Origin of the sequence: Wolbachia endosymbiont (group A) of Clivina fossor (genome assembly GCF_964026865.1) — a bacterium.
Lineage (GTDB): Bacteria > Pseudomonadota > Alphaproteobacteria > Rickettsiales > Anaplasmataceae > Wolbachia.
Map to the genome: position 1 here is coordinate 1,570,476 of NZ_OZ034707.1, position 17,479 is coordinate 1,587,954.

Annotated in this window: 14 protein-coding genes and 2 pseudogenes; 3 read left to right on the plus strand and 13 right to left on the minus strand. The window is 36.1% G+C overall.

Features of this window, described 5'->3' with window-relative positions; translation table 11 throughout:
* Positions 1-56: 56 nt before the first annotated feature.
* The 10 genes and pseudogenes from AAGD99_RS07865 to AAGD99_RS07910 all read right to left on the minus strand — a co-directional run bounded on the left by AAGD99_RS07865 (position 57) and on the right by AAGD99_RS07910 (position 10,548).
* A complete protein-coding gene (locus tag AAGD99_RS07865) occupies positions 57-1,085 on the minus strand; it encodes a S49 family peptidase (RefSeq protein ID WP_341823081.1) in 1,029 nt (342 codons plus the stop codon).
* On the minus strand, positions 1,082-2,488 hold the full coding sequence (locus tag AAGD99_RS07870; protein WP_341823082.1) for a phage portal protein: 1,407 nt from the start codon (positions 2,486-2,488) through the stop codon (positions 1,082-1,084). Before AAGD99_RS07870 ends, AAGD99_RS07865 begins: the two co-directional genes overlap by 4 nt.
* Positions 2,489-2,713 (minus strand): gpW family protein, encoded by a 225-nt coding sequence (locus AAGD99_RS07875; protein ID WP_265018066.1) that lies wholly within the window; start codon positions 2,711-2,713, stop codon positions 2,489-2,491.
* Positions 2,703-4,541, minus strand: a complete 1,839-nt coding sequence (locus AAGD99_RS07880) for a phage terminase large subunit family protein (protein ID WP_341823228.1) — start codon at positions 4,539-4,541, stop codon at positions 2,703-2,705. Before AAGD99_RS07880 ends, AAGD99_RS07875 begins: the two co-directional genes overlap by 11 nt.
* Positions 4,538-6,031: an ankyrin repeat domain-containing protein gene (locus AAGD99_RS07885; protein ID WP_341823083.1), complete on the minus strand. Its 1,494-nt coding sequence runs from the start codon at positions 6,029-6,031 to the stop codon at positions 4,538-4,540. Before AAGD99_RS07885 ends, AAGD99_RS07880 begins: the two co-directional genes overlap by 4 nt.
* 18 nt (positions 6,032-6,049) lie before the next feature.
* A complete protein-coding gene (locus AAGD99_RS07890) occupies positions 6,050-6,526 on the minus strand; it encodes a hypothetical protein (protein ID WP_341823084.1) in 477 nt (158 codons plus the stop codon).
* 7 nt (positions 6,527-6,533) lie between these two features.
* Positions 6,534-7,151 (minus strand): annotated as a pseudogene (locus tag AAGD99_RS07895) (DNA-methyltransferase); the annotation flags it as partial.
* A 149-nt stretch (positions 7,152-7,300) separates the two neighbouring features.
* A complete protein-coding gene (gene ltrA / locus AAGD99_RS07900) occupies positions 7,301-8,773 on the minus strand; it encodes a group II intron reverse transcriptase/maturase (protein ID WP_341823085.1) in 1,473 nt (490 codons plus the stop codon).
* A gap of 590 nt (positions 8,774-9,363) precedes the next feature.
* Positions 9,364-9,981: pseudogene (locus AAGD99_RS07905) on the minus strand (ParB N-terminal domain-containing protein); the annotation flags it as partial.
* 102 nt (positions 9,982-10,083) lie between these two features.
* Complete coding sequence (locus AAGD99_RS07910) at positions 10,084-10,548, minus strand: Holliday junction resolvase (protein ID WP_341823086.1); 465 nt, start codon at positions 10,546-10,548, stop codon at positions 10,084-10,086.
* Positions 10,549-11,064: 516 nt separating this feature from the next.
* On the opposite strand from AAGD99_RS07910, the gene AAGD99_RS07915 reads away from it, so the two are divergent.
* Positions 11,065-11,607, plus strand: a complete 543-nt coding sequence (locus tag AAGD99_RS07915; RefSeq protein ID WP_341823087.1) for a virulence RhuM family protein — start codon at positions 11,065-11,067, stop codon at positions 11,605-11,607.
* Here the strand turns inward: AAGD99_RS07915 and AAGD99_RS07920 are convergent.
* Positions 11,594-12,608 (minus strand): IS630 family transposase gene (locus AAGD99_RS07920; protein WP_341822214.1). Its coding sequence is split into 2 segments (ribosomal slippage): positions 11,594-12,142 and positions 12,144-12,608, totalling 1,014 coding nucleotides; the frame shifts between segments, so codons are not numbered across the junction. The two genes, AAGD99_RS07915 and AAGD99_RS07920, sit on opposite strands and share 14 nt — an antisense overlap.
* Before the next feature lie 75 nt (positions 12,609-12,683).
* On the opposite strand from AAGD99_RS07920, the gene rhuM reads away from it, so the two are divergent.
* On the plus strand, positions 12,684-13,190 hold the full coding sequence (gene rhuM, locus AAGD99_RS07925; RefSeq protein WP_341823229.1) for a RhuM family protein: 507 nt from the start codon (positions 12,684-12,686) through the stop codon (positions 13,188-13,190).
* A gap of 414 nt (positions 13,191-13,604) precedes the next feature.
* On the opposite strand, the gene AAGD99_RS07930 is transcribed toward rhuM, so the two are convergent.
* Positions 13,605-13,742 carry a hypothetical protein gene (locus tag AAGD99_RS07930; RefSeq protein ID WP_019236431.1) on the minus strand — a complete coding sequence of 46 codons (138 nt, stop codon included), beginning with the start codon at positions 13,740-13,742 and terminating at the stop codon, positions 13,605-13,607.
* Between the two features lie 906 nt (positions 13,743-14,648).
* A complete protein-coding gene (locus AAGD99_RS07935; RefSeq protein ID WP_341823088.1) occupies positions 14,649-16,703 on the minus strand; it encodes an AAA family ATPase in 2,055 nt (684 codons plus the stop codon).
* A gap of 217 nt (positions 16,704-16,920) precedes the next feature.
* On the opposite strand from AAGD99_RS07935, the gene AAGD99_RS07940 reads away from it, so the two are divergent.
* Positions 16,921-17,436 carry an RNA polymerase sigma factor gene (locus AAGD99_RS07940; RefSeq protein WP_246111594.1) on the plus strand — a complete coding sequence of 172 codons (516 nt, stop codon included), beginning with the start codon at positions 16,921-16,923 and terminating at the stop codon, positions 17,434-17,436.
* The last annotated feature ends 43 nt before the right edge of the window (positions 17,437-17,479 follow it).

Genomic DNA, 17,479 nt, shown 5'->3' on the forward strand with positions numbered 1-17,479 from the left:
TTTATTTTTTTACCGCCATATTTGTGGTTGTTATACACGGCGGTTATACACATACTTTAAATGTTTGATTGCGCACGACTTTTCGCTACCTGCATCATCAACTCTTCTCCTGAATTCTGTGGTATTGCACTTAGTATTTCTGTCTTCTTCGTTTGCTCTGCAAGTAACTCCATTAAAACTTCCCTGGCTTGCTCAATACTTACGCCTTGCTCAATAAATTCTCCTATCTTTTCTGGCATCTTTGATATATTACATAATCTTATTATCTCTAAAATTTCTCTACGACAGTTCTCCTCAATAGTTGTCATACTAACACTCCTACTTTTATGATTATTGATAAATTCAAAAAATGTTGTAACTCCATCTGCAAGACCTATTTCTACTGCTTTCTCGCCAAAATATAGACCTGCTTCTGTTGATCGAATCTTTTCAATTGAAAGACCTCTGTTCCTTGCTATTAGCTGCAAAAACATTTCATATAGTCGGTCTACTTCTTTTTGTAAGCTTCCCAGACTTTCAGACGTCATTGGCTCATGTGGGTTTAAATCATTCTTTCGACTACCAGCAAAGATTGTGGTGTATTTTATTCCCTGTTTTTCGTCAAATCCACTTTGATCTATATGACTTGCTATTACTCCAATACTCCCAACTCCTGAAGTGCGGGTGAGAAAAATCTTCTCAGCGCTAGAGGCTATAGCGTACGCAGCAGAATATGCATCATCATTTGCTAATGCCACAATTCTCTTTTTTGCTCTTGATTCATAAATAAAATCAGCCAGGTCAAATATACCGTTTACCTCTCCTCCTGGGCTGTCTATTTCCAGTATAATTGTCTCTATGCTACTATCTGCTAATGCTTGTGTAATTTGCTCTTCTATTTGCTCATATGATGTCATTCCCAGAAAGACGTCAAAAGCTCCTGGTTTTTTAGTCAGAATTCCATGAATTGCTATAATTGCAGTTCTTTCTACGTTACTTTTGATGGAGTGCTTTATGTTTTTAAACGTGGGATGTTTTTGATTGTTCAATGACAATAGCTCAAAACTTCTTGGCTCAAGCATTAATGGTTTTCCTAAGAGGATCATAACCCTTTGCAATCAGAGTCAAAAATTAAATTGAGACTATTTGCACGCTTTTGATCTTCTGCTATTTCTTGGTCAATTTCTTCTACATCATAACCCATTTCTGATACTACTTCCGATCGACTCTTAAATCCATTTCTTACTGCCATTTGCTGTGCTTGTTGATCTTTTAAAGGATCCACCCAGTCAAATCCCTGTGGTATCCATTTCACTTCTTCTTTCGCTGCTTTTACTACTTTTTCATCTATACAGAGTTCTCCACAAAGTACTGCTAACTCTAGCCATCTATTCCATACTGGTCTGCAAAATTGGAATACCACAATGTTATGTTGCAGCATAGCGCATCGACGACGAAACTCTATTAATCCTGCTCTGATTGATGAATAATTAACGCCGGTTAAATCTCCTGTTAGCTGCTCATATGTTATCCCTGTACCAATCGCTATTGCCCTGAGTTGCTGTCTTATAAACGCTTCATAACTTCCTCCAACATCTGACGGCTCTGAAAATTTTATGTCTTCTCCTGGGTCTAAAAGCTGCATTGTTCCAGGTTCCAATCCAGATAGTGCTACTCCTTGCTCATTACTTTCACCTTCTCCTAAAATATTTGCCTCAGGATCGAGTCTCGTAATAAACCCTGCAAACATCGCTGCTGTCTTTTTTCTCACTAATTCTGCATCATCGTATTGATCAAGTTCATAAAGCTTTAGCAGTATATTAGAAAGCCATGGCTCTCCTCTAATTTGCCCAGGTCTTAATGGTCTATAGATATGTAAAACATCATTTGCTGGCACTCTCACTGATTCTCCAAACATACTTTCACCAGGGTGTTCTTTAAATAGGTAGTATGCTTCTCTTTGCCCAAGCCTGTTAAACTCAATCCCGTTTCTTATTACATTACCATTTCCTAAAGTTTGATTTGTTTTATTATCTAAATGTTCAGACTCAAGTACTTGCAGTTGTAATGGCACAGAAAATCTATCTTCCAGCTTTCTCGTTCTTAAACGTACAAAACATTCTCCTCCCTCTATCATACTTCTGCATACTAGAGCTTGTAATCCATAAAAATCACTTATTCCACAGCTATCTGCTTCATCTGTCCATTTTAGCCATAATTCTTGCACCTTCTTTCGAAATTCTCCATCTCTTGCTTTTGATTGTGGTTTTATTCCTGTTCCAATAGAGTTACTTACTATCGTATCAATTATATTTGCTGCATATGGATTTTTTCTCACCATGTCACGTGATCGACTACGTAAAGTTTCAAGGTTTTGAGACAGCAAATTGTTTATACTTCCTAACTCTGGTTGAAAGTGAGAAAATCTTCTTCCTGAGCCTGCTGCATCCCAAGCAGAACTTTTGATTTTTGGTTTGTTAAACAATTGCTTGAAGGTTTTTAGCAGCATTTATAAAATTCCTTTACTCGTTGAAAAAACAATTTTCCTCTTTGGGTTCATACCTGCAACTTTTAACTCAGCCTTAATTCGTTGTCTTAAATTCAATAAATCCTTTATTTGAACTTCCCCGTACCGCACAACATGATCACCATATGCAATTGAGACAACTCTTTCTCCGCTTTGCAGTTTTTGAATTGCTTTCTCAACTTGAGTTAAATATTCTTCACTGTACATTTTGACTACTAAGCCATTTACTCTGTCTTAATTTTTTAGGCTTTTTGCTTTCCATTTTTCCACTTAAACTATTCCATTTACTCTCTGGCCATCTGTCTATTCCCAGTGCTATCGATGCTGCTCTTGCGTAAACTCGGCAATCTAGTACTTCATTTCTTTCTCTTACCTTTTGCCACTCTTGTTTGGTGTATCCTTTCACCACTTTGCTGACTAATTGCTCTGCCGTTAGCTGCTTAAAATATTCAGGTGCATACTCAGGAAAATGACAATATCCAGGTAGAGCTTTTCCTTCTTCTTCTTTTAAAATATTAAGTAATTGAAAAAGCTCTGACTTTAATATCGATACTCCTACTGGCCATAGCTTTATTCCTCTTTTCAGCTTTTGCCCTCCAACTGTTATATCTACTCTACTTGGGCTACTAAGTGGCACTAGTGCTTTATTTACACCTTTTACTGCCATTACTCTTCCAGATCCTTGATGACCTCTTACCCAGTTGTATACTTCTTGCGTTGCATATCCAGCATCTACCGCCATCATGCTTATCATATATTCAAGATCATTTTCACCGATAAAATGATGATTGAGTAACTCTGAAAGCTTTCCCCATACTTCTCCACCTCCTGTATCTCCTTCAAATACTCGATAGTCTATTGACCAACTTTCACGGCTTTTTCCCCATGCTACAACTTCTACTTCTAACCGATCTTTTTGAACATCAACACCTGCAGTAAGTACCACTTCTCTCTTAGGTACTGTACCTACGGGAAAAAATTCTCTTCTGTTGAATAATTGCTTCCAGTCTGGTACTTCTCCCTTATCTACCCAAGTTTCTCCAAGCGTTGTGTTGATCCAAACTTTCAGTAATTGTTCACTTTCTTTTGCATGAAGAAAATCTTCTACTGCTTGAGTCCAACTATACCAGCCTACTGGACTATAAAGACTTGAAAGATGAAATCCTTTTTTCTCCCCTTCTTTTGCCTCTGTAGCTCTCCATTCTCCACGTTCTAGCATCTCTGTCTTTTGATGATTTTCTATTTTGCCGCTACATTCAGTGCAGACATAATGTGCTGTTCTTGAGTCGTTGTTTTCCCATTTTATTTGTGACCATTTCAGAACTTGATAGTAATTACAATGTGGACATGGTACAAAAAAGTATCTCTTATCTGTTGCTTCAAATTCCTTCTCAATTCTGCTTATTCCATGAATCGTTGGCGTTGATACTAAAAAAATCTTTCGCCGTGCAAAAGTGTTAGTTCGAGCAATACTGAGCAGTACTGGATCTCCTTCTCCTCCTGAATCTCCTGGATACGCGTCTATCTCATCAAGAAAGAGATACTTTACTGGCATAGATCTCAGTGCTACACTGCTATTTGCTCCAGTTATTACTACTATTCCACCTGGAAATTCCTTACTTTGTACAGTATTCCCTGAATCTCTTGATCTTGGGTCTTTTACTTTATTTTTTAAACATGGCGTACTCTCTATTAATGGTGCAAATCTTCCTTTTGACCAACGTTTTCCCATTTCAACTGTTGGCTGTACTACCAGCATTGGACCAGGAGTCTGATCTATGATGTAGCCAATCCAATTGTTACCAGCTTCTGTTCCCCCAATCTGCGCTCCTTTCATGAATACTACTTTTTCTGTTGGTGAGGACGGAGAAAGTGAATCCATGATTTCTTTTAAATAAGGAGTTCTTTCCGTTCTCCATTTACCTGGCTCTGATGCTGCAGTTGCTGCTAAAACTCGATACTCATTTGCCCACTCTGATACTTTAAGCTGCGGATCTGGTCTTAAACCTTCAGAAAAAGCTCTAGCGTATATCATTGTCTGCATCTACTCATAATTGGTTCTATCTCAATATTGTTAACAGTAGAGTTTATTCCTCCACACTCCTCCAATTCCATAAACACCTTTTTCTGAAATTCGTTTTCTATATATCTTTTGCTCACCTCACTTATCATTATTGCTATAACAAGCGCAAATATCCCTGTTATTGTTGCAAAAATGATTGCACTGCTTATTGTTGTTGTTATCAACCCTATATATACTGCTACTGCTGTTGCGCTGACTGTAGTATAGATGCAGATAATATTATTATGTTTTTTCGTCCTTTTATCTGCTATTTCTCTCTGTGCTATATATTTATTATGAAGGGTTGGAAAATTAACAACGGTATCTCTGCAGAGCAAAGACCCATTTTTTTCAGTAAACAAAACTTTAAGTAACTCTAAATTGTTTGATTTGATTGCTAAGTGCAAAACAGGTGTATAATTTGCTCCTTTTTTCAGCAATAACTTTACTACATGTAAATGCCCTTTTTCCGCAGCAAGGTAAATCGGTGATAGACCTTTATTATTTACAATATCAATATTGATTTCTTCTTTTAAAATTGCATCTACAATCTCAATTTCTCCTCTTTGTGCAGCTAAATGGAGTAGACTATTCTTTTCAGAACCGTATTTATTACTTACCAAAGCCTTCTTTATCTCAGGTTTAGCGTAATCAAATGGTGTCTTGCCGCTATCGTCTTTTACCAGAGGGTCTATATCTTCTCGCGTTAGTAAAACTTCTATTGTTTTAAGTCTTTCAGCGTAATGTAGTGGTGTTTTATTTTCGTAGTCTTGCAAATTGACTTGAGCATTAGGCTCCTTTATTAAGCATTTGAGAATATCAAGACATAAGTCTCTTTCATCGTAATTAGTATTACTTACAGCTATATGAACAGGTGACAATTTCATTGAGTTTTGTCCTATGCGCGCGCTATTTACATCTGCTCCAAGCTTCAGCAGTAACTTTACTATCTCCAACTTTTTATTATTAACTGCATAGTGCATTGGTGTCTGATTTCGTGCATCAAAGACATCTATTTCAGCTTTTCCTTCTTCTACTAAAATTTTGACAACATTTCCATGTCCTATGCCTGCTGCTAGATGTAATGGAGTATGATGCAGAGCATTTCGTGCATTAACGTCAATACCTTTTCTGATCAAATATCTCACTGCATTAACTTCACCTATCATTGCGGCCAAATGAAGTAAGCTATCTTGTTCTGACCCGTATTTGTTATTAATTAGCGCTTGTAATATTTCTGCTTTTTTCCCTTCTTTAGCATAGTCAAGAGATGTTTTACCATCATTATCTTCTACGAAAGGATTAATGTTCTTCTTCGTGAGTAGCAGATCTACCATGCTTAATTCGTCAAATTCTATAGCGCAATGCAGTGGAGTTTTTCCGTTTAACCCTCTGACATTAACATCTAATCCAGGTTGATTAATGAGGCACTTTATTAACTCCAAACTTAGGTTATCAGCCATTTTATATTCAAAATCTTTTTACATTTGAAATTTAGTGTTAGATAATTCTTCAAGTGAGTTTGTAATTTCCTCAGTCAATGTTTCATGAATCTTTTCAGTGTCACTCAGTGATGCAAGCAGCGCTGAAACTCTATTTGGAATGTTAAGCAAATTATTACGGACAACTCTTGCTACGTTAAATGCATCGCGCTTTACTTCCTCTACTGCTACAAGTTCTCCTATTTCAGCCTTAGCTTTTGCCTCAAGCAATTTACCACGTTCCATCTCATTTTTTATTCGCGTTTTTAGCAACATTGTAGAAAGATTACTTGTGTTTTCTGGATTTTTCCTCCTCAGTGGCTGACTTGGATCTCTTATTGCTGCTACTGCTTCATTTGCTTGTTCTCTATTGATCAAACCATCCTCCAACTCAACTATTCCTTTTTTTACTAAATAACAGACATATTGCTTTGATACTCCTATCTCTCTTGCCCATTCTGTTTGTGTAATTTTCACTTTTTTCCTACTGTTTTTCTTCTTGAATTTCTGCAAAAGTTTTACCAGTACCGGCTAAAATTGCATCTCTTCCCGTGTATACTTGCCAACGTTTTATCGTTACATCTACAAATTTTGAATCTAGCTCTATTGTCCTACAAATTCTTCCTGTTCTCTCACATGCAATCAGTGTACTTCCAGAACCGCTAAATGGATCAAGTACTATGTCTCCTGATCTGCTGCTGTTTACTATTGCTCTCTCCATTAGCTCTACTGGCTTCATTGTTGGATGTAATGAGTTATGTGTTGGCTTATCATAAAACCACAGATCACTTTGATTTCTACCCCCATGCCACTCACGTTTATTGCCGCTTTTCCATCCATAGAGCATTGCTTCGTATTGTCTTTGATAATCAGACCTTCCTAGCGTAAAGTGATTCTTTGCCCAAATGATAAATGTTGACCATTTTCCTCCTGCCTCCTCAAATGCTTTTTGCAACGTTGAAAACTCTGATGATGATATGCAGATGTAAATTGCACCTTTCGTATATGCTAAAATATGAGTACAAATATCATAGAGAAAAAGCTCATACTTTTCACCTTGATTATCGTTTAGTATCTTTTTATCCTCTCTTTCTTGACTGCTACGCCGGGTAGAAAGAGAAGCGTTGCCGCTCCTTTTCCCCCTAAGAACCGTACTTGACAGTTTCCCGTCATACGGCTCAAGCCTTTCAAAGGCAGATTTATTTGCCCGGCTGTTATCGATAGAAGACTGGTTCTCAAGTTTCGTCATAATTACTTCTCCTTAATACAATGTTGGTATTTCTTTCTTTCAAGATTTCGCTTGAAAAAGTATGAATTAAACTTTGGATCATAGGGATTAGCATCTGCTCTTATTTTGACATGTCTCACAATCGGAATTGAGGCAGCTTGCATTAAAGTTACCATGCTACCTTGTCCTTTATCTTTTGAAGACTTAGCAAAGAAGGTCCAGTTATTATTGCCAATGGTGCAAAAGTATCTCTGCTTTCTCCATTGAAAATTTTTATTTGGATGCCTTCTTTTAATCCATCTCAAAAGCGCACCAAAGATCTTATGATCGACATAGTTGAACACTTTCTTTGACACAACATGACGGTAATAATTTGTCCATCCTCTGATCTTAGGATTCAAGGTGTAGATAAGTTGTTCCGTTGTTATTGTGCTGTGAAGTCTCATGGTTTCCAGGATCATTTTTAGGAACTCTTTGATACTTGCTTTAGAAGGCATGATCAAGAGCTTTCCTCGATACTTTCGAATCGTAAATCCTAGAAAATCAAATCCTTCATCAATGGAAGTAATCTTAGTTTTTTCTACTGAGAATTCCAATCCACGCTCCTTCAAAAAGGCACACACTGCTGGTTTTACTTTGTTTTCAAGGACTTCTTTCGATCTTCCTGTAATAATAAAGTCATCAGCGTAGGCGGTAGTATTAACCTTATCGCGCCAAAAGGCAGATTTTTGGGCTGTCTTTTCTAAGCCTCTAAGGGTAATATTCATCAGTGTAGGAGAGATGATCCCTCCTTGAGGAGTACCTTCTTTAGTGATATAAAAAGTGTTCTTATCCATGTATCCTGCTGTCAGCCATTTTTTCAGAATTTTCTTATCCATAGGGCAGTGTTCTAAAAGCCATGCATGACTAATGGAGTCATAACAAGATTTGATATCTGCTTCTAGGATCCATGGTGCCGATACTTTTTGGCACAACGTTTTAAAACATTGGTCAATAGCATCAGCAGCTGATCTTTTATGCCGAAAACCATAGGCATGACGATCTAAAATTGATTCTGAAACTGGTTCAAGTGCTTGCAGATAAAGAGCCTGCATTGCCCGATCCTTCATAGTTGGTATTCCCAAAGGACGTTTTTTTCCTGCTCTTTTTGGAATCCATACTCGTCGGAGCGGTTGGACGCAATATCCTCGACGCTTTAACGATTGAACAGCTTTGATCTTTTGTTGCGGTGTGCGCCAAACTAAGCCATCAACCCCAGGGGTGTTTTTTCCTTGATTTTGAGTGACTCGTTTAACAGCCAAAAGTTTTGCAGTAAACGAATGTGTCAATATCCATTGCAAAGCTTTCACTTTGCCGTACCTTCTTTCTCGAACAGCCTTTGCAATACGCATCTGGAGCTTTTTGACACCTATTATCACTTTAGTCCAATTAATAGATTCCCATGTAATTGTAGGTGTAGAGGATGCACCAATCGCTGAATATGTCAGTGTTGTCATTTGCTTTTCCTCATATATAAAAAGTTCTCCAAAATCTCTTACAAAGAAAGACCTATCGGACGTAGGCACACTTTTATGTCCAGTAATGTTTCAACTGGTATTCCCACCATTACAGTGAGACCTTTGCTTTTTCCGACATCCCAAACCTGCACTGCCATAAGCATTCCTTACAGTTTGCTGTCCCCACTATGGTAGGGAGCAAGTACAGGGTTTCCACGCTTCCCCAAAAGTAGCTTGTGAACTTAGGTGCCTGCTGTCAACCGAGAAGCTTATAGGTTACGGGAACACAACTACGAGATGTTCCTCCTGCTTCCAATGCCTTTTGGCCCAAGCGTATCAACCGCTTTCGCTTGTCAACGTTTACGGTCTTTATCACAGGTTCAGTTACCTTCACCTTATTCACTATCTAGCACTTACCCTCTGTATGGTTTGAGGGAGAATACGCCTTTTGCAATTTGTATCCCGCATAATGCTTTGTTACATTGTCAGGGCAGCTACTTAATTCATGCCCCTAGATTCATCCGGCAACACGGACGGTTTCTTCTTGATCTTTCTAAGAAAACCTAGAAAATCCTGAGAAACAGCTACTTCTGACGCCTTCGCGTCGCAACATAATCAACGTTATATGGAGGATCACAAACAGTAATGTCTGCCATTTTATCATCTAACAGCGCTTTATATGATTCAACTACAGAGCTATCACCACAATAGATTCGATGATCACCTAAAATCCAAAGATCACCTGGTTTTGTTACTTTTTTGTCATCACCAGCTAAGTTAGAAAAATCTTCACCATTGTCTCCATCAAAATCATCGAGAAATCGTTGAACTTTTTCCAATTCAAATCCTGTCATTTTAAGGTCAAACTGCAAATCTTCTAACTCTTGAATTTCTACCTTTAAAAGATCATCATCCCACTTTGCCCAATTAGCTGATTGATTTGCCAGTAATCGAAAAGCTTTGGTTTGTGGTTCATTTAAATTATCACTTAAAACAACTGGAATACTCTCCATACCAAGTTTTCTTGCTGCTTTAAGTCTTAAATGACCATCAACCACAGTTCCATCGCTTTTTGCAACTATTGGAATACGAAAACCAAATTCCCGAATAGAAGCACACATTCTGTTGACCACATCGTCATTTTTACGTGGATTACGCTCATATTCGACTAGATTTTCAACAGGATAGTAGTGGATTGCTAAATTCATATCTTAATAATTAAAAAGTTAATATTCAAAATATCTCTGACGCTAAAGAAGGCCTGGGGTCAAACCCACCAAACCCGCCAGTATGGCCGAAAGGACCCACTTTTACGGTATTTTTAATGTGTTAAAATCTTTACTGAGATTCATAGCGTAAAACATTAATGCTAAAGCATCAGATTCATTATCATCTTTAGGCAAAAAACCTTTTTTCTTTACAGCTTCAATAACTTCACTCTTACTTGCATTGCCTTTGCCTGCTATAAAGCGTTTTATAGTTTTAACATTAACACCTTTGTACGGCACATGATGTTCTTCACACCAAGCAGATAGAACGGCAAGAAAACCACCGTAGCAATGCGCTGCATCAGTTCCTAGATGTCTTCTTACTTCTTCAAAATACACTGCAGAAATGTCTTTCAAAGAATTAAGCCAATTACGAAAGTTTAAGAAGCACATTCCGCCTCCACTGAAACGGCTACCATGAAAGCTTTTGCTACCACTTTCAATTACTCCATCTGTTAGAATTGCCCAGCCGGTTTGTTTGCCTAGATCTAGTGTTAGGGTTGACATTATTTAAAACTATAAGTAGCACTGATTCCAAAATATCGTTTGGTTCCTCGAACGTACTATCAAAAAGCGGTTTATAGTTTTTTTGTTGGCCAACAACGGAAATTCGAGAATCATGTGCTACTCCTAAGAAGTATATGGATTAAGGTTGTCTACGTTATAGTAGCTCTTTCAACTACCTCTTAACAGATATATACTAGAAATGAGGTTGGAAATTTGATTTGCACTAAATTTTTTTTGTTTGAGTTAAGTTATTTCTTCTCAATTACGCAACTTAGCAAACACTTTGTTTCTCTTGCTATCAGCTAATTTAAAGGTTTTCTGGGAACACTCAATAAAAAAAGATGAGAGATACAAGGAACTTATGAAAGCTATTGCAAAGTGAGTTTTCTCCTTCATATAAATTGTTTCTTTACAATGGATAAAAACGATGTTAAACTTACACGTAAGTTTACTTATATCAATCTAATCATTAGTAGTACTTTTTATTTGCTTTTCAAAGGGTGTTAAAGGGAGTGTATGAACAGAAATCATAATGAAATTTTGTTCTATGAAACAGATGATGGAAAGGTATGTATTGAAGTTAGATTTGAAAATGAAAATCTATGGCTTACTCAGAAACATATGGCTGAGTTATTTGGCTGTTCAACTGATAATATTTCATTGCATCTAAAGAACATTTATCTATGTAAAGAACTAGATAAAAACTCAACTACCGAGGAATCCTCGATAGTTCAAAAAGAGGGAGAAAGAGAAGTAAAACGTGATGTGGTTTTCTACAATTTAGAGGCTGTGATATCAGTTGGTTATCGTGTCAATTCAGAGCGTGGTGCTGCTTTTCGTACATGGGCAACTGATAAGCTAAAGAAGTATATTTTCAAAGGTTTCGTGATTGATAGCAATAGATTTAAAAATGGCTCTAGATTTGATACTCATTTTTTTGATGAGTTGCTTGAAGAAATTAGAGAAATTCGTGCAAGTGAGCGTATGGCTTATCAGAAAATCACAGATATTTACGCAACTTCAGTAGACTATGTAATACCAAATCTCATAAATAAGTAGGCAAATAACTCACAGAACAAATGGTTTTGATCGAACTTTCCGTAATATTACGAATGAATGCACATACAGTATCCTCCAATAAACTAACAGAGTCATATATTCTATTTTTAATGAGATTGTCTTTCAAATATTGCCATAAACGCTCTACTGGATTTAACTCTGGTGAATATGGAGGTAAATAGATTAAGGTAATATTTTGTGGTATTTTTAAACCTTTGGATCTATGCCATCCTGCACAATCCACAACAAGAAATGCCTCCCTTGTTCCTAAATATTGTGACATCTGCTCAAGGAATATATTCATACAATCAGTATTGACGTTTGGTACGAATAAGCTAGAACTCTCTCCATTTCTAGGATTAACTGCACTATAGAGATAAAAGTTTTGCCTACCTAATTTTACCTTAACCTGTGTCCTAATGCCTTTTTTAAACCACCCGTGTCCAATCTTTGAATGTGTGCCAAACCGCGACTCATCGAAGAAAAATAGCTCTTTTTCGGGATACGTGACAATAGTTTCATTAAGATTTTTTTTTAAACTCTTCTTGTTTATTTTTATCCTGTTTATTGTGCACAGGCCTTGGAGTAATATACGAAAAACCTAACTTTTGCATCAGTCTATGTGCTGTAGACTTACTTACCTCAATAGAAAACATTTTCTCAATTATGATTTTTAATTTCTTAGCCGTTAGGTTGGCTCCTTCTTCTGCTATGACATTTTTAATTTCTTCTTGCTGCTTGTAGCTCAACTTCGGCTTTACTCCACGTCCTGGTTGTATTTTAAACGCATTGACTCCTCCTTCCTTAAATCTTGTAATCCACTTCATCAATGTAGTTCTAGTAATTCGGTATATTTGAGCAACTTTTGTTATTCCATATTCTTTTGCAGATATTATTGCCTGTAATCTTCTTCCTATCTCTCCTCTTATGCCGTGCTTCTTTAATTCCAGGTTACACTTATTATATAATTCTTCTCCTATTGCTTTACTTTTTCCTGCCATAACTCCCCACTAATTCTTAAATTATTCTATTTTAGAAATTTTTCTTTATTCGTCTATTTATTTTTAGGAATTGGTATAAGCTGTTCAACTGAAACGAAAAATTTCTTTGCTATAGTGCAGAATAAATTGCATTTTGCTATTACTGGAAATACAGCAGCAGAAATTATTGCTAACAGAGTGGATAGAAGTAAACCTAATATGGGATTAACAAATTGGCGTAAGGGGCCTAAGGGAAAAATCTTTCTTTCTGACACACAAGTAGCAAAAAACTATTTAGATAAAAATGAAATTGCTCAGCTAAACAGAATAGTAAATATGTATATAGATTACGCAGAGTTTCAAGCTGCCAGGGGTAAAGTAATGTATATGAAGGATTGGAAAGAGAAACTTGATGCATTTTTAAGATTTAATGAGCAAGACATATTACGGAATTATGGCAAAACCTCTCATGAAGTAGCAATTGCCCTAGCTACAAAAGAATATGAGGTATTTAGAAAAACACAGGATAAGTCATATAAGTCAGACTTTGATAAATTGGTGGAAGAAAAGAAAAGTCTTGATCAAAAAAGTGTAAAAACTTAGAGCTAAATTTCATAAAAGTAAAAAACAATTTAGAAATGCCTCTTAATTGAGTTTTAAGCTATCTTGTATAGGTCTTGGTGGGTTGTAGAATCGCTTTGAAACTTAATTGTAGTGGCTTTTACCTTTTCGCAGAAGTTAAGTTTTTTGAGTAGTAAGATGAAAGTAGTATATGTTAATTCATACTACTTATTATTATATAATAATAGAAAACTTTGGAAACTGAAAACTGGTCAAAATCCCTCAATATTCCTAAGTTTTTTGCCACCTAAACCAGATTACAGCTCAGAAATCTGTCAACCCTTAAACTATTGAAAATACATCATTTTTTTGCTAGCAGAAAGTACCAGATCTCATAAACTGCACCAGATTCTGCCAAGACTGAAGAGTTCTGGAGTCTGGTATTGTAGCTGAGATCTAATTATAGTAAAGCCAAATGTTTGAATCTTCAACTGGCACAATACTTCCATATTCTGGCGATTTGTAATCGGTTGGTAAAATCTTTTCATACACTGTAATATCCTTATTTAGTTGGTTTGTAACTTTCTCTTCCATACCTTCAACACAAGTGTAAAAATGTCTACGAGAACGTTCTGCATCTAACTTATGACCATATTTATAAGCCTCTGATATGCCAGCAGTTATTGATTTATATTTTGATGGAATAGCATACGTAATTCAAACATCAGTTGACGACTACTTTGCCTGTTTGAAAAAATATTTTACAACGAATAAAAGACGTGATAAACTAAAATGAAGTTTTTTTATAACAAGTAAAAATTTAAAGTAGAAAATAATTTAGAAGTCCCTTGTAATTGAGTTTTAAGCTATTCTACGTAAGCAACTTAGGTCTTGGTGGTATAATTGTACCCCAAAGTCATAGAATCGTTTTAAATCCGCATTAAAAGCTATTTCTTGTATTTATGAATATTTTAAGACCTTTCCAGTTCCCCTAACTTCTTTTTTCTTCACCCCCTAAGCATTACTTTAATTCTAGTTAACCTCATTATATTTTCATATTGTTTATTATTATTTGTTATTAGTATATATATATGTATAGTGTTATTTACATATTATAATAATATATAAGATTTTCGGAAAGTGGAAAGCTAGCTACTGTAGCGGGTTTTAGGGCGATCTGATTCATTAAGTCTTTTGGAAATGGAAAGATAAAGTCTTATAGATATTAAATGGATAAAAATACTGAATTTCAATGGTTTAGGTGTATTATATTTCTGTTTCCTTATTTTGAAATTTTGCCGGAAATCACGGAAACTATAAAACTCAGATCGGCCTAGCCAAAGTAATGAAATACATCAAGCTTGCCTATAGTTGCGAAATTTGTATTCCCAGTTTGGCTTAAATGCTTTTTGTATGACCCATTTTTTAAATAAAAGTTTTTTCAAGTTTGTAATTAACCTTTTATTATAGCAGATTTATGCTGATGGCTGTAAACTGTTTTTAAAGACTATTAGCAACTTTGAATTTCCCTGCACCCAGCTTAAATTTACCTTCACCTCTTGCAAAAGGACCAGTTGGAACATCAAGCCACTTATCTTCTTTTGAATCTGCAGCCATACCTTTTACTACCCTATTGTCATTTAGTAAACTCTGTACTAAACGTTCAAGTTTATGTCTGCTAACATTATGAAACATAGGTGGTAATTTATGCCGTTGTTTGAAAATTCCAGGACCACCTGTATGCGTAAATGGATGGCCTTCGTGGGCTGAAAGTTTAATGTAGTGAATAAGTATATTTTTTAACTCTTCATCAGAGGACTTAATAGCATTAATTTGTTCAGATATATCTTCTAGCAAGCCTGTTGATGAACGCAAATAAGTTCTTACACTTCTGTCTGCTGCCCCATTGGACTTAACCACTGCTCCCTGATAAATTTTACTATGAGTTCTTTCAAGCTTTAGTGTATTACACACTGAATTTTGATGCTCTACTAGTGCAGGCCATAATGCAAAAGAGCATCTAACTCCATCAACAAGTGCAGTTGTACCTCTTATTGCATCTCTTGCTTGTTCTACGGTTGTAATTGATCCACATTTAGGTTTTCTCATATGATGTGCAGCAATTACAGTCGCTCCTGTTTCAGTTGCCAAACTTGCAAGCAATCCTGTTGAATACCACCCAAGTTCTGGATCTGAATTTATATCAGCATGAACAAACGATACTAATGGATCAAAAATAATCAGTTTTAAATTTTCAATTGCATTTAATTGTTCGCTAATACCTTCAAATTTTTCTGAAGTTTCAGGACATTTACCACGCGTATTGGTTTTTATTATAGAAAATGGTCCTCCTGTGTTTGGCATAGGTACAATAAATACACGATCCTGGTACTTTGCTCTATTACCTTCAGGATCAAGACGTTCTAAGCGACGATGTATCTCATCTGCATCATCTTCTGCTGAAAAAATTACCACTGATCCGTGCTCTTTTACAAGCGAACCAAAACCACAGATCTGATCTGTATCACTTGCAACTTTGAGAGCTAAATCAAGTAGTAGCATTCCTTTGCCTGTATCTCCCATAGCAGCTACTATTGAAGTAACGCCTAAAGGAAATAACCCTTCAACTAGGAACTTTTGTGTTGGTACTTCACCTAAATAACGGCTGAGATTCCAATCTAAAATATTGAGTTTATCATTTTTCTTTAACCTCCTTTCAATAAACTCAGAAGCTCTTATTCCTTCTAACACACAATCAGCAGCATCCCAGCCTTTTGTTTTATTTTGTGGAATATTAAGAATAACAAGTGATTCAACTCCGATCTCTAAAAGCTTTTTTTCAGCATTTTTTGCGTATTTATTACCTGCTTCATCATTATCTGGCCATATAATAATATGTTTACCCTTTAGGGGCGACCAGTCTGTTTTATCAACATCTGCGTTTGCTCCAGACATTGTTGTTGTAGCTACAATTCCTTGTTCTATCAGCGCTTCTGCACATTTTTCTCCTTCAACCAGAATAACTTTATCAGACTTTAAGATTTCTGGAATGTTGTAGAGTGGCCTTATCTCTGGTGCTGCAAACTTAGATTGTTTGACATCAAAAGGCTTGTATACTTTTTTCTTTCCAGGAGGATCAGAACGGTAAACTTTTACAATGACCTGGCCATTTTCATCATAATAATTCCAACTGTGGGTAATAAATTTCTCGAAGTCTTCATCAACATATTGTTTCTCTCTGTATTTTTTATTATTTCCGAGCCATTCACTTATTGAAGCTATTACCTCAGGAAACTCTGTCCTTGCATTCTTTCTATGCACAGCTGCCCAAAGGTCGATAATGTCACCACCTTCTCCAGTTGCAAAATCATTCCATAACCCAGCTCTACTGCCACTTAATTCTACTACCAGACTTTTTCCTTTGTTACCATGCACATCACCTACGTAAAACTTATCACCACGAAAAATTCCTCTTGGTAAAAGGTAAAAAAGGCAAGATCTTATGTTAAGCAATAGTTCTGCTTTATCATTTAAAGATTTAGAGTCGATATTCATAATAAAACCACAAACAACCTTATATAAGAGTTATTCAAGTTTTGAAGGCTAATGTTTACATCGACATTATTTTAAATGCTACCGCAATTATTCTCAAAAAAAAGCAAGCGAATATCAATAGGTTAAAAATCGTACCGCAATTATTTAAATTTCTCTGAACCTGCAATTAACCGTCCATAAAGGTCATCCTTGACAGTTAGTTATTCAAGGAGCTTCAATGAAATCAAAGAATTCTTACTCAGGAATTGATCCCATAATTGTCAAGTACGTTAGACATTACGCAAAATGTATAAAGAACTTAAAGTGTTTTGCGCATGAAAGTCTTGAAGATATTGAGCAAGAACTTTTCTGTATGATTTGGCCTGCTATTGAGAAATATGACGAAAGTAGAAGCTCTTTTTCTACCTTTGTATGTCAACTTGTTAAGTGTAGAGCTATTAATTTAATCAATAAGCAACTCTGTAAAAAACGTGGTGGCAGACAAGGTATATTCTATGTTGATCCTGATGATCTACATGAAGTAGTTGATGATAGATGTCGTTTTATCACTGAAATCACAACTCGTATTGATGTGAACGATGTTATCTCAACACTACCCCAAGAATGGCAAGTACTATGCAGACAACTGGAATTTTTCAGTGTTCCAGAAATAGCTGAAATAAATGGAATACCACGCACAACAGTTTATAACACTTTGCAACGAATAAGACGGCACATAAAAAATTTTTTTTAGCAAATCAAACAACAAGTAACAGTTCTAGTATAACTCTTATAGG

What these genes read in the sequence shown, in the direction of transcription:
- AAGD99_RS07910 (WP_341823086.1), bottom strand. Translation starts at nt 10,548, where the DNA reads ATGTCAACCCTAACACTAGATCTAGGCAAACAAACCGGCTGGGCAATT.
- AAGD99_RS07875 (WP_265018066.1), bottom strand. Translation starts at nt 2,713, where the DNA reads ATGTACAGTGAAGAATATTTAACTCAAGTTGAGAAAGCAATTCAAAAA.
- AAGD99_RS07865 (WP_341823081.1), bottom strand. Translation starts at nt 1,085, where the DNA reads ATGATCCTCTTAGGAAAACCATTAATGCTTGAGCCAAGAAGTTTTGAG.
- AAGD99_RS07940 (WP_246111594.1), top strand. Translation starts at nt 16,921, where the DNA reads ATGAAATCAAAGAATTCTTACTCAGGAATTGATCCCATAATTGTCAAG.
- AAGD99_RS07870 (WP_341823082.1), bottom strand. Translation starts at nt 2,488, where the DNA reads ATGCTGCTAAAAACCTTCAAGCAATTGTTTAACAAACCAAAAATCAAA.
- AAGD99_RS07935 (WP_341823088.1), bottom strand. Translation starts at nt 16,703, where the DNA reads ATGAATATCGACTCTAAATCTTTAAATGATAAAGCAGAACTATTGCTT.
- ltrA (WP_341823085.1), bottom strand. Translation starts at nt 8,773, where the DNA reads ATGACAACACTGACATATTCAGCGATTGGTGCATCCTCTACACCTACA.
- AAGD99_RS07915 (WP_341823087.1), top strand. Translation starts at nt 11,065, where the DNA reads ATGAACAGAAATCATAATGAAATTTTGTTCTATGAAACAGATGATGGA.
- AAGD99_RS07885 (WP_341823083.1), bottom strand. Translation starts at nt 6,031, where the DNA reads ATGGCTGATAACCTAAGTTTGGAGTTAATAAAGTGCCTCATTAATCAA.
- AAGD99_RS07930 (WP_019236431.1), bottom strand. Translation starts at nt 13,742, where the DNA reads ATGGAAGAGAAAGTTACAAACCAACTAAATAAGGATATTACAGTGTAT.
- AAGD99_RS07880 (WP_341823228.1), bottom strand. Translation starts at nt 4,541, where the DNA reads ATGATATACGCTAGAGCTTTTTCTGAAGGTTTAAGACCAGATCCGCAG.